Below are 12,900 nucleotides of genomic sequence, written 5' to 3'. Positions count from 1 at the left end.
GGAGGTTTCCGCTGAAACCTCCACCCCCCGAACGGCAGGCGGTCACTCGGCGAGGCGGTAGCCCCAGCTGCCGATGTGCGTCTGCCCCGGCCGCAGGACGAGCAACCCGTCACCGGTGACGAAAGCGTTGGGCGCCAACGTCATCGGTTCCACGGTCAGCCCCGCCCGGCCCGGCCGGTCGGTGCTGGGATCGTCGTCGGTGTAGACCTGCAGGTACCGGTGGGTCTCGTCGACCCACAGCTCGACGTCGACGTCCGGCCGCCCGAAGCGCACCACCGCTTCACCGCCCGAGTGGTGCAGGCCGGTGAAGGCGGTGTCCATCTCCGTGCCGCCGATCGGCCGCGCGGTGCGGAAGTCGTAGTCGGTGCCCTCCACCTGCGCGGTGCCGGTCGGGATGAGCCGGTCGTTGACCACGTAGTAGGTGTCGGCCGGGATCTCCAGCGCGATGTCGTTGATCCGGGTGCCCGGAGCCGCCGCCAGGTAGGTGTGGTTGGCGGTGCCGAACGGCGCCGGGCCGCGTCCGACGTTGGTCGCCGACAGGGTGCTGGAGAAACCGCGGTCGTCCACCCGGTACTCGATGCGGAACGCCAGCTGGAACGGGTAGCCGTAGTCCGGTGGCAGGACGTGTTCGAGCACGACCGAATCGGCGCGGTGGTGCACCGGCGACCACTCCACGAAGCTCATCAGGCCGTGCAGCGCGGCGTCGCGCTCCGGTTCGTTGATCGCGACCTGCAGCTCCTGGTCCTCGAAGGTGTAGGCGCCGTGGTCGATCCGGTTGGCCCACGGCAGGATCGTCTTGCCCTGGTACCCCTCGCCGACGTCGTCGGGATCGTGGGTCAGCAGCATCTCCTGGCCGTCGGCCTTCCAGGACAGCACCGAGGCGGCCACGCCGCCGACGACCACCCGGTGCTTGCCCGCGCCGATCTCGTAGAGGTGCCCGCTGGCCGTCGGGGGAACGCCGGGCGCGGCCTGCGCGACGCCGGGAAGGGCCGCCATCGCACCGGCCGCTCCCGCGGCCCCCAGCAGCGCACCACGTCTGTTGATCTTCGTCGATCTCATCGGACTCCTCACCGGCTTCCCGCCTCGATGGCGGCGGTGTTGTGCGCGCGCACGGACGCCACGTCCGGTTTCATGATCTGCCGGTCGTAGGTGAGGAAACCGTTGACCTCGTTCTCCACGTCGGTGGTCTGGGTGTAGATCGCCGCCGACAGGCCGTTGGCCCCGATGATGCGCGCCAGCTCGTCGCTGACCTCGCCGTAGCGCCGGGTCAGCTGCTCCCTGCTCTCGGTCATCTCGTACGCGCTGGGTTCGCCGGGCCACAGGTGGCCTTCCTCGGCCAGGCCGAGCCCGCCGTACTCGCCGTCCACGATCGCCCGGCCGTCCTTGACCGTCGGCGCACCCGGACCCACGTAGGTGTGGTCGTCGTAGATGTCGCCCGCGCCGCTGTCGGGCAGCGAGTAGCAGCAGTTCACCCCGCTGGAGGGGTTGATCAACCGGGTCGGGTCGGTGCGCCGGGTCAGGTCGGTGATCTCGGCGGTGTCGAACTCGCCCCAGCCCTCGTTGAACGGCACCCACGCCACGATCGAGGTCGAACTCCGCAGCTGATCGATGATGTCGACCCACTCGGCGCGGTAGTTGGCCTTCATCTCCTCCGACGGCGGCGGGCTGTCCTCCGGCGGGATGGACAGGTCGATCGGCAGGGACGGCATGTCCTGCCAGACCATCAGGCCCAGCCTGTCGGCCCAGTAGTACCAGCGCGCCGGTTCGACCTTGACGTGCTTGCGGACCATGTTGAAGCCCAGTTCCTTGGTCTTGTCCAGGTCGAAGCGCAACGCCTCGTCGGTCGGCGCGGTGTAGATGCCGTCCGGCCAGTAGCCCTGGTCCAGCGGACCGTGCTGGAACACGATCTTTCCGTTGAGCGCCATCCGCGGTCGGCCCTGCTCGTCGTTGACCAGACCCGTCGTGCGCAGCCCGGTGTAGCTGCCGACCTCGTCGAGCACGGCTCCGTCAGCGCCCAGCAGCCGCACCGTCAGGTCGTAGAGGTACGGGTCGTCCGGGGTCCACAGGTGCGGTTGCGGGACGTCCACGCGCATCGGCCCGCCGACCGGGCCGCTGGTCCTGGTGACCTCCTGGCCCTCGGCGTCGCGCACCGCGACCTCGACCTGCTCGCCGTTGTCGGCGGCGGCGTTGGCATTGAGGCCGAAACCGGTCAGGTCGGGGGTGATGTCGAGCCCGGCGATGTGCGCCGGGGCGACGGGTTCGAGCCAGACGGTCTGCCAGATGCCGGAGGCGCCGGTGTAGAGGATGCCCCCGGGATCGTTGCGCTGCTTGCCCACCGGGTACGGCTGGGTCTCGTTGCCGTCGGAGACGGCGACGGTGAGCTGCTGCGGCGCACCGGGTTTGACGGCGTCGGTGATGTCGGCGGAGAAGGCGGTGTAGCCGCCCTCGTGCACGGCGACCTGCTTTCCGTTGACCGAGACCTCGGCGCGCTGGTCGACGGCGCCGAAGTGCAGGATCAGTCGCTGGCCGGACCAGTCGGCGGGCACGTCGAAGGTGCGCTCGTAGAGCATCTGGTCGTCGTGGCGCTGCACCCCCGAAAGACCGGATTCCGGCGGGTAGGGGACCAGGATCTGCTCGGTGGCGTTGTCGCCGCCGGTGTAGTCCCACAGGCCGTTGAGGTTCAGCCAGCGCTCGCGGGTCAGCTGCGGGCGCGGGTACTCGGGCAGGGCGTTGTCGGGGCCGACCTGGTCGGTCCACGGCGTGGTCAGCGGTGGTGCCTCGGGTTGCCAGGCTGGTTCGGGTGCGGCCATCGAAGCGGGTACTCCGGAGAAGGTGAGCAGGAGGGCGGTGGCAATCGTCGTGACAGGTCGGAACACGGTGTCCTCCTTGACGCCGGAAATTCCGAAAGAAAATCACCAGTAATCAACAACAATGACCACAACCGCACGAAGAGTCAACGCCGATGAGCAAGGACCCGCACATCGGAGCAATCGACTCGGCTCGTCGGAGTGGCCGGGCCCGTCGTGGACATGGTCCACTCCTTGCCCCGGCAGCGCAGCCGAGACGAAAAGGGGCCCGGAGATGCTGCGCAACCAGGTCGAGCTGTGGGAGACGATCCTGGCCGCGATGAAGCTGGGTGCGGTGATCATCCCCGCGACCCCGCAGCTGGGTTCGGCGGACCTGCGCGACCGGCTGGACCGCGGCGGGGCGCGGCACGTGGTGACCACATCGGACGACGCGGCGAAATTCGCCGACGTCCCGGGTGATTACACCCGCATCGCCGTCGGGTCCACCGTGGAGGGATGGCACTCCTACGGCGAGAACGCGGGATCAGAGGTGGGTTTCACGCCCGATGCCGTCACCAGGACCGATGATCCGATGCTGCTGTACTTCACCTCGGGCACCAAAGACAAGCCGAAACTCGTTCAGCACACGCACGTCTCGTACCCGGTGGGCCATCTGTCCACGATGTACTGGATCGGCCTGGAGCCCGGGGACGTCCACCTCAACATCTCCTCGCCGGGGTTGCTCCAAGCACGCCTGGAGCAACGTCTTCGCGCCGTGGCACGCCGAGGCGACGGTGTTCATCTACAACTACTCGCGATTCGACCCGGCCGGGTCGCAGCAGCAGATGCAGCGCTGCGCCATCACCAGCTTCTGCGCGCCGCCGACGGTGTGGCGGATGCTCATCCAGGCCGATCTCGGCTCGTTGAGCACCCCGCCGGTGAAGGTCGTCGGGGCCGGCGAACCGCTGAACCCGGAGATCATCGAGCAGGTCCGCCGTGCCTGGGGCGTGACCACCCGCGACGGCTTCGGTCAGACCGAGACCAGCGTCCAGGTCGCCAACACCCCCGGACAGCAGGTGCGGCCGGGATCGATGGGCCGGGCGCTGCCCGGCTTCGACGTGGTCCTGCTGGAGCGGTCGCCGAGGCGGCGGTGGTGCCCGCGCCGGACGCGCTGCGGCTGTCGGTGCCCAAGGCCTACGTGGTGCTCGCCGCCGGTCACGAGCCCGACGAGCGCACGGCGGAGTCCGTCATGCGGTTCGCCAGGGAGCACCTCGCGCCGTACGAGCGGGTGCGGCGGCTGGAGTTCTCCGAGCTGCCCAAGACGATCTCCGGCAAGATCCGGCGGGTCGAGCTGCGCGGGTGGGAGAGCGGTTTGCGCGACGCGGGGCAGCGTGCGCGGGGTGAGTACCGCGACGAGGACTTCCCCGGCCTCAAGGGCTGACTGAGCGCCGCTGACGCCGTGGTCCGGGCCGGGTTCGCTCCCGGCCCGGATGCGGTGCCGGCGCCGCGCGGCGTGCTGGATCGGTTCGGCGTTCCAGGGGCGGATGCACCGATTGACGGATAGTCCGGAAAAAGTTATGGCGCCGCGGACATGAAAGCCGTAACATCCGTGCTCCGCTCTTCGATGCAAGGGTTACGGGGAGCAAAAAGTCAACCGCCGCATCGGCTATTCGCAAAATCTTTGTCGATCGGAACTCTTGAAATAGCGCGAACATTGTGCTATATCGGGCGCGCGTTAGTGTACATCTTCCGGATTTTTATTGCACTCACGTGATCGTTATCGACCCCAAAACGATCTCCAATATCCGCTGGTGGCCGCGCATTTTTTCACCCAGGGTGACAATGGGAATCACGCATTCATCGCATTGCGGTGATTACCGTCACACGTTTGTACGCTTGCTTCGTGATCTCCTTCGCCTAGGTTGGTTAAGCGACGCACGGAAATGCGTCACGCCGGTTGGCAAGGGTGCCGACCGAGTGCGATCGGCGTTGGTGCTGCGGCCTTGAGCGTTTTCTCGGCTGCCCGCGCCGGTCGGAGGTGTTGCCTTTTTTCGCAGTGGCGACCCGCACGGCCGCGAGACAAGATGCTCGCGGCACGGATTTGCGCATGCCTGAAGTGCGTGGGCTGGCGCATGACCAACGTGAGTGGTGGGAGTGAAAATGGCCAAGAGCGTGGACGACTTGACTTCTGACGAGGCTGGTTCGCCTGACACGGCCGATCTGGTGGCACGTGAAGAGCAGGTTTTCGGCGAGAATCCGTTGGAAGTCCGCGAGTCGGACCACTACACCCACGAGTACGTCGGTGGATTCGTGGAGAAGTGGGATGATCTGATCGACTGGAAGAAGCGCTACGAGAGCGAGGGCAGCTTCTTCATCGATCAGCTCAAGGCTCGTGGTGTCAAGTCCGTCCTGGATGTGGCCACCGGAACCGGGTTCCACTCGGTCCGGCTGCTGGAGGAGGGCTTCGAAACCGTCTCCGCCGACGGCAGCCCGCAGATGCTGGCCAAGGCATTCCAGAACGGGCTCGAGTACGGTGGGCACATTCTGCGCGTCGTGCACGCCGACTGGCGCTGGCTGAATCGTGACGTCCACGGCGAATACGACGCGATCATTTGTCTCGGGAACTCGTTCACGCACCTGTTCTCCGAGCGCGACCGCCGCAAGACGCTCGCCGAGTTCTACGCCATGCTGAAGCACGACGGCGTTCTGATCATCGACCAGCGGAATTACGATTCCATTCTGGACGACGGATTCAGCTCCAAGCACACGTACTACTACGCGGGCGAGGACGTTTCCGCGGAGCCGGATTATGTTGATGAAGGTCTGGCGAGGTTCAAGTACACCTTCCCGGACAAATCTGAATTCTTCTTGAACATGTACCCGCTCCGGAAGAATTACGTCCGCCGCCTCATGCGCGAGGTCGGGTTCCAGCGGATCGACACCTACGGCGACTTCCAGGAGACCTACCAGGAAGGCGAGCCGGATTTCTACATCCACGTCGCGGAGAAGAAGTACGTCGAGGAAGACGACCTCGCCGACGTCTACTCGACCGCGGTGCACACCGCCCGCGATTACTACAACTCCGAAGACGCGGACAATTTCTACTACCACGTCTGGGGCGGCAACGACATTCACGTCGGCCTCTACGAGACCCCGGACCAGGACATCGACACCGCCTCCCGGCGCACCGTCGAGCGGATGGCCTCCAAGGTCGAGATCACCCCGGACACCCGGATCCTCGACATCGGCGCTGGTTACGGCGGCGCGGCCCGCTACCTGGCCAAGACCTACGGCTGCAAGGTCTCGTGCCTGAACCTCTCCGAGGTGGAGAACGCCCGGAACGTCGAGTTCAACCGGGCCCAGGGGCTCGACGAGCTCATCGAGGTCAAGGACGGTTCCTTCGAGGACATCCCGTTCCAGGACAACGCGTTCGACATCGTCTGGTCGCAGGACGCGATCCTGCACAGCGGTGACCGCCCGCGCGTGCTGGAGGAGGTCAGCCGCGTCCTCAAGCCGACCGGGTCCTTCCTGTTCACCGACCCGATGGCGGCCGACACCGCCAAGCGCGCGGAGCTCGGCCCGATCCTCGATCGGCTGAGCCTGGACACGATGGGATCGCCCGGCTTCTACCGCCGCGAGCTGGCCCGTCTGGGTCTGCAGAGCTTCGAGTTCGACGACCTGACCGAGTACCTGGCCATCCACTACGGCCGAGTCCTGCAGGAGCTGGAATCGCGAGAGGGTGATCTTGCCGACAAGATCAGTGACGCCTACCGCACCAAGATGAAGACCGGCCTCAAGAACTGGGTGTCGGGGGGCAAGGCGGGGAACCTCGCGTGGGGCATCATTCACGCCCGAGTGTGAGGTCCCCCGGGTAAACAACCTGACTACCGTACGCAAGGATCAAAGCTGCAAAGCTTGTGAGGTGAGGAGCAGTCGTGAGTGAGATCAACCGCCGGTTGTTCACGAGTGAGTCGGTGACCGAGGGCCACCCGGACAAGATGTGCGACGCGATCAGCGACTCCATCCTGGACGCGATGCTGGCTCAGGACCCGGCTTCGCGCGTCGCCGTGGAGACCCTGGTCACCACCGGCCAGGTGCACGTCGCCGGCGAGGTCACCACGAAGGCCTACGTCGACATCCCGACGCTGGTCCGCGAGAAGGTCCTGGAGATCGGCTACGACTCGTCGGTGAAGGGCTTCGACGGCGCTTCCTGCGGTGTGAACGTGGCCATCGGGCAGCAGTCCCCGGACATCGCCCAGGGTGTCGACGAGGCGCACGAGAAGCGCGTCGAGGGCAGCGAGGACGAGATCGCCAAGCAGGGTGCCGGCGACCAGGGCCTGATGTTCGGCTACGCCTGCAACGACACCGATGAGCTGGCGCCGCTGCCGATCACCCTGGCGCACCGCATGTCGCGTCGCCTGACCAACGTCCGCAAGGACGGCACGCTGCCGTACCTGCGTGCCGACGGCAAGACCCAGGTCACCATCGAGTACGCCGGTGACCAGGCCGTTCGCCTGGACACCGTGGTGCTCTCGACCCAGCACGCCGAGGAGATCGACCTCGAAGGCCAGCTGGTCGGCGACATCCAGAAGCACGTCATCGCGCCGGAGCTGGAGCGGGCCGGTCTGGACTCGGGCGACGCCCGCGTGCTGATCAACCCGACCGGTCGCTTCGTCGTCGGTGGCCCCATGGGTGACGCCGGTCTGACCGGCCGGAAGATCATCGTCGACACCTACGGCGGCATGGCCCGTCACGGTGGTGGCGCCTTCTCGGGCAAGGACCCGTCGAAGGTCGACCGCTCCGCTGCCTACGCCATGCGCTGGGTGGCCAAGAACGCGGTCGCCGCCGGTCTGGCCGGCCGCATCGAGGTCCAGGTCGCCTACGCGATCGGCAAGGCCGCCCCGGTCGGGCTGTTCGTGGAGACCTTCGGCACCGAGAACGTCGACCCGGTCAAGATCCAGGCCGCGGTCAACGAGGTCTTCGACCTGCGTCCCGGCGCCATCGTCCGTGACCTCGACCTCCTTCGGCCCATCTACGCCCCGACCGCGGCTTACGGTCACTTCGGGCGCAGCGACGTCGACCTGCCGTGGGAGAAGACCGACCGCGCCGAGGCCCTCAAGAGCGCTGCCGGTCTGTAAGAGCGGAACGGCGAACGCAGCGGTGCCGACGGGCACCTGAGGCGGTCCTCCTGCACCGGACGCCTCGACGGGTTCACGACGTCGAGGCGTCCTCGCAGGAGAACCGGCCTCCGGGCCCGCGACGGTGCAAGCTGCTCAGGTGGCCGGGCGAGCGGCGGTTGCGCCGCTGCCACGGCCGCGAGCCATTCCACGTGTCCTCCGGGCACTACCGACGAAGCTGTCGCAGGCTGCGGGGCGCCGATTGCATGGCAGTTCCCCGCGGCCTGCCCTGGTGAAGGAGTTATGAAGTGCGGATTGCGGTGACCGGTTCGATCGCCACCGACCACCTGATGTCCTACCCCGGTAGGTTCACCGACCAGCTCGTGGCCGACCGGCTGGAGCAGGTCTCGCTGTCGTTCCTGGTGGACGAGCTGGAGGTGCGTCGCGGCGGCATCGCCGGCAACATCACCTTCGGCCTCGGCAAGCTGGGTGTGACCTCGACGCTGGTGGGCGCCGTCGGGCAGGACTTCAACGACTATCGCGCGTGGCTGGACCGGCACGGCGTGGACACCGAGTCCGTGCACGTTTCGGAGACCAAGCACACGGCGCGCTTCCTGTGCACGACCGACACCGATCTCAACCAGATCGCCTCGTTCTACGCCGGTGCGATGGCCGAGGCCCGTGAGATCGAGCTCAAGCCGGTCGCCGACCGCCTCGGTGGTCTGGACATCGTCGTCATCTCGGCCAACGACCCCGAGGCGATGGTGCGCCACACCGAGGAGTGCCGGGACCGCGGCTACAACTTCCTCGCCGACCCGGGCCAGCAGCTGGCCCGCATGGAAGGCGACGACATCCGTAAACTCGTGGACGGCGCGCAGTACCTGTTCACCAACGAGTACGAGCACGGCCTCCTGCTGCAGAGCACGGGCTGGACCAAGGACGACGTCCTGGGCCGCGTCGGCAAGTGGGTCACCTCGCTCGGCGCGAAGGGCGTCCAGGTCGAGGCCAAGGGCGAGCCGACGCTGCTGGTCGAGCCCCCGAAGGAGAAGCAGAAGGGCGACCCGACCGGTGTTGGCGACGCGCTTCGCGCCGGCTTCCTCGCGGGCCTGAAGGGCGGCCTGAGCCTGGAGCGCTCGCTGCAGCTGGGCTGCACGCTGGCGACCGTCTCGCTGGAGACCGACGGCCCGCAGGAATACGACGTCGAGCTGGATTCGTTCCTGGCTCGCATCGCCGAGGCCTACGGCGACGAGGCTGCCGCCGAGGTCGGGCCGAAGCTGCGCTGACGAACGGGGAGTAGCGGCATGTCAGACCACGATCCCAGCGGGTTCCTGTCCGCCATCGACGAGCGCGTGCTCGTCGCCGATGGCGGCATGGGAACCGCGTTGCAAGCCTACGACCTCAGCTTGGACGACTTCGCCAACCTGGAGGGCTGCAACGAGATCCTCAACGTGACCCGGCCCGACGTGGTGACCTCGATCTACCGGGGCTACCTGGAAGCGGGCTCGGACGCGATCGAGACCAACACCTTCGGCGCCAACTGGGCCAACCTGGCCGAGTACGACATCCCGGAGCGCATCCGAGAGCTGGCCGAGGTCGGCTCGCGACTGGCCCGGGAGGCCGCCGACGAGTTCTCCACGCCGGACCGCAAGCGGTTCGTGCTGGGCTCGATGGGACCGGGTACCAAGCTGCCCACCCTGGGGCACGCCCCCTACGCGAAGCTGCGCGACGCCTACTACGAGCAGGCGCTGGGCATGCTCGACGGCGGTATCGACGTCTTCCTGGTCGAGACCTCGCAGGACCTGCTGCAGACCAAGGCCTCGATCGTGGGCGCCAAGCGCGCGATGGCCCAGACCGGCCAGAAGCTGCCGATCATCGCGCAGGTCACGGTGGAGACCACCGGCACGATGCTGGTCGGTTCCGAGATCGGCGCGGCGCTGACCGCGCTGGAACCGCTCGGCATCGACCTGATCGGCATGAACTGCGCGACGGGTCCGGCCGAGATGAGCGAGCACCTGCGGGTGCTGGCGCAGAACTCGCGCATCCCGCTGTCGGTGATGCCCAACGCCGGCCTCCCGGAGCTGGGCCCCAACGGTGCGGTGTACCCGCTGCAGCCCGAGGAGCTGGCCGAGGCGCTGTCGGGCTTCGTGCGCGACTACGGCGCACGGCTGGTCGGCGGCTGCTGCGGCACCACCAACGACCACGTCCGCGCGGTGGCCGAGGCCGTGGGCGGCACCACCCCCACTCCGCGCACGCCGGAGATCATCCCGTCGGTGTCGTCGGTGTACCAGAGCGTCCCGTTCGAGCAGGACGCCTCGATCCTCAACGTCGGTGAGCGCACCAACGCCAACGGGTCGAAGGCGTTCCGCGAGGCGATGCTCGAGGAGCGCTACGAGGACTGCGTCGAGATCGCCAAGGCCCAGACCCGCGAGGGCGCGCACATGCTCGACCTGTGCGTGGACTACGTGGGCCGCGACGGCACGCACGACATGCGGGAGCTGGCCTCGCGGCTGGCCACCGCCTCGACGTTGCCGATCATGGTCGACTCCACCGAGCCCGACGTGATCGAGGCCGGTCTGGAGCACCTGGGCGGGCGCTGCGCGGTCAACTCGATCAACTACGAGGACGGCACCGAGCCGGGCGGCCGGTTCCAGCGGGTCATGGAGATGGTCCGCGAGCACGGTGCGACCGTCGTGGTCACCTGCATCGACGAGGAAGGCCAGGCGCGCACCAAGGACTGGAAGCTGCGCGTCGCCGAGCGGATGATCGAGGACCTGACCACCAACTGGGGTCTGGAAGAGTCCGCGATCATCATCGACTGCCTGGTCTTCCCGATCACCACCGGTCAGGAAGAGGTCCGCAAGGACGGCATCGAGACGATCGAGGCCATCAAGGAGCTCAAGAAGCGCCACCCGGCGGTGCAGACCACCTTGGGTCTGTCCAACGTGTCCTTCGGTCTGAACCCGGCCGCGCGCCAGGTGCTCAACTCGGTGTTCCTCAACGAGTGCCGCGAGGCCGGGCTGGACTCGGCGATCGTGAACTCCTCGAAGATCCTGCCGATGAACAAGATCGACGAGGAGCCGCGCAAGGTCGCCCTGGACCTGGTCTACGACCGGCGCGAAGGCGAGTACGACCCGCTGCAGAAGCTCATGGAGCTCTTCGAGGGGCAGACCGCGAAGTCCTCCAGCGCCTCGCGCGCCGAGGAGCTTGCCAAGCTCCCGCTGTTCGAGCGCCTGCAGAAGCGGATCATCGACGGTGAGCGCAACGGCCTCGAGGACGACCTCGAAGCCGGCATGCAGGAGAAGCCCCCGCTGCAGATCATCAACGAGGACCTGCTCGGCGGCATGAAGGTCGTCGGTGACCTCTTCGGCTCCGGCCAGATGCAGCTGCCGTTCGTGCTGCAGTCGGCCGAGGTCATGAAGGCGGCGGTGGCCTACCTCGAACCGCACATGGAGAAGGACGACTCCGGCGGCAAGGGCAAGCTGCTGCTGGCCACGGTCAAGGGCGACGTCCACGACATCGGCAAGAACCTGGTCGACATCATCGTCTCCAACAACGGCTACGACGTGGTCAACATCGGCATCAAGCAGCCGATCAACGCCATCATCGAGGCCGCCGAGGAGCACAAGGTCGACGCGATCGGCATGTCCGGTCTGCTGGTGAAGTCCACCGTGATCATGAAGGACAACCTGCAGGAGATGAACTCCCGCGGGATCTCCGACAAGTACCCGGTGATGCTCGGTGGCGCGGCGCTGACCCGCTCCTTCGTGGAGCAGGACCTCGACGAGGTCTACGAGGGCGACGTGCGCTACGCCAAGGACGCCTTCGAGGGCCTGCACCTGATGGACCGCCTGATGGCCATCAAGCGCGGTGACTCCCCGGAGGAGGACGCCGCCGAGGAGGCCAAGAAGGCCGAGCGCAAGGAGCGCCGCGCGCGTTCCCAGCGCATCGCCGAGAAGCGCAAGGCCGAGGCCGGTGACGAGCCGGGCTACGACGACACGACGCGGTCCGACGTGGCCGCCGACGTCGAGGTCCCGACTCCGCCGTTCTGGGGCTCGAAGGTGGTCAAGGGAGTCGCGGTCAACGACTACCTGCAGCTGCTGGACGAGCGGGCCACGTTCTTCGGGCAGTGGGGTCTGCGCGGCGCCAAGAAGGGCGAGGGTGCCTCCTACGAGGAACTCGTCGAGGCCGAGGGCCGGCCGCGGCTGCGCCACTGGATCGACGAGCTGTCCACGCAGGGCATCCTGCAGCACGCGGCGGTGGTCTACGGCTACTTCCCGTGCGTCACCGAGGGCAACCACCTCGTCGTGCTGGACAAGGAGGAGCCCGACGCCCAGGAGCGGCACCGGTTCTTCTTCCCCCGGCAGAAGCGCGACCGCCGGCTGTGCCTGGCCGACTTCTTCCGCACGCGGGAGCAGGCCGAGCAGACCGGACAGGTCGACGTGCTGCCGATCCAGCTGGTGACCATGGGCCAGCCGATCGCCGACTTCGCCAACGAGCTGTTCGCCAAGAACGCCTACCGGGACTACCTGGAGGTGCACGGCATGGGCGTGCAGCTCACCGAGGCGCTGGCCGAGTACTGGCACCGCCGCGTGCGGCGCGAGATGGCCTGGGCCAACGGCGGCAACGTGGCGCAGGAAGACCCCTCCGACGTGCGGGAGTTCTTCAAGCTCGGATACCGAGGCGCCCGCTACTCCTTCGGCTACGGCGCGTGCCCGGACATCGAGGACCGGGCCAAGCTCGTCGACCTGCTGGAGGCGGAGCGGATCGGGGTCGTGCTCTCCGAGGAGTTCCAGCTCCACCCCGAGCAGTCGACCGACGCGATCATCGCGCACCACCCGGAAGCCAAGTACTTCAACACCTGATTCCGCTGTCCATCAGCTGCTGATCAGAAAGAAACAGAAGGGAAGTCATGAGCGTCAAGTTGCAGAAGGTCAACGGCCTCGAGTTCGCCGTGAAGGACCTGGGTCTGGCCGAGGCCGGTCGGCACCAGATCCGTT

6 protein-coding genes and 1 pseudogene are annotated in these 12,900 nt (G+C 67.2%); 5 read left to right on the top strand and 2 right to left on the bottom strand.

The features are described from left to right. Positions 1-42: 42 nt before the first annotated feature. Positions 43-1,059 carry an aldose 1-epimerase family protein gene (locus tag AB0J91_RS32535; RefSeq protein WP_363876756.1) on the bottom strand — a complete coding sequence of 339 codons (1,017 nt, stop codon included), beginning with the start codon at positions 1,057-1,059 and terminating at the stop codon, positions 43-45. 8 nt (positions 1,060-1,067) lie between these two features. Beyond that, positions 1,068-2,810 (bottom strand): sugar-binding domain-containing protein, encoded by a 1,743-nt coding sequence (locus AB0J91_RS32530; protein WP_363876759.1) that lies wholly within the window; start codon positions 2,808-2,810, stop codon positions 1,068-1,070. A 271-nt stretch (positions 2,811-3,081) separates the two neighbouring features. On the opposite strand from AB0J91_RS32530, the pseudogene AB0J91_RS32525 reads away from it, so the two are divergent. The 5 genes and pseudogenes from AB0J91_RS32525 to metH form a co-directional block, all read left to right on the top strand. Next, positions 3,082-4,227: pseudogene (locus AB0J91_RS32525) on the top strand (AMP-binding protein); the annotation flags it as partial. A 719-nt stretch (positions 4,228-4,946) separates the two neighbouring features. Further along, entirely contained in the window at positions 4,947-6,647 is a 1,701-nt protein-coding gene (locus AB0J91_RS32520) for a methyltransferase domain-containing protein (protein WP_363876753.1), read from the top strand. A gap of 74 nt (positions 6,648-6,721) precedes the next feature. Further along, positions 6,722-7,924, top strand: a complete 1,203-nt coding sequence (gene metK / locus AB0J91_RS32515) for a methionine adenosyltransferase (protein ID WP_132624082.1) — start codon at positions 6,722-6,724, stop codon at positions 7,922-7,924. Positions 7,925-8,211: 287 nt separating this feature from the next. Beyond that, the gene (locus AB0J91_RS32510) at positions 8,212-9,186 is read left to right on the top strand and encodes a carbohydrate kinase family protein (protein WP_363876750.1); all 975 of its coding nucleotides are present in this window, start codon (positions 8,212-8,214) and stop codon (positions 9,184-9,186) included. An 18-nt stretch (positions 9,187-9,204) separates the two neighbouring features. After that, entirely contained in the window at positions 9,205-12,765 is a 3,561-nt protein-coding gene (metH, locus tag AB0J91_RS32505; RefSeq protein WP_363876747.1) for a methionine synthase, read from the top strand. Positions 12,766-12,900: the final 135 nt, after the last annotated feature.

Origin of the sequence: Saccharopolyspora sp. NPDC049357 (assembly GCF_040677225.1) — a bacterium.
In the GTDB taxonomy this organism is placed as follows: Bacteria; Actinomycetota; Actinomycetes; order Mycobacteriales; family Pseudonocardiaceae; genus Saccharopolyspora.
Note: the sequence above shows the minus strand (reverse complement) of the source record. Positions and strands in the feature narration are given on the sequence as shown.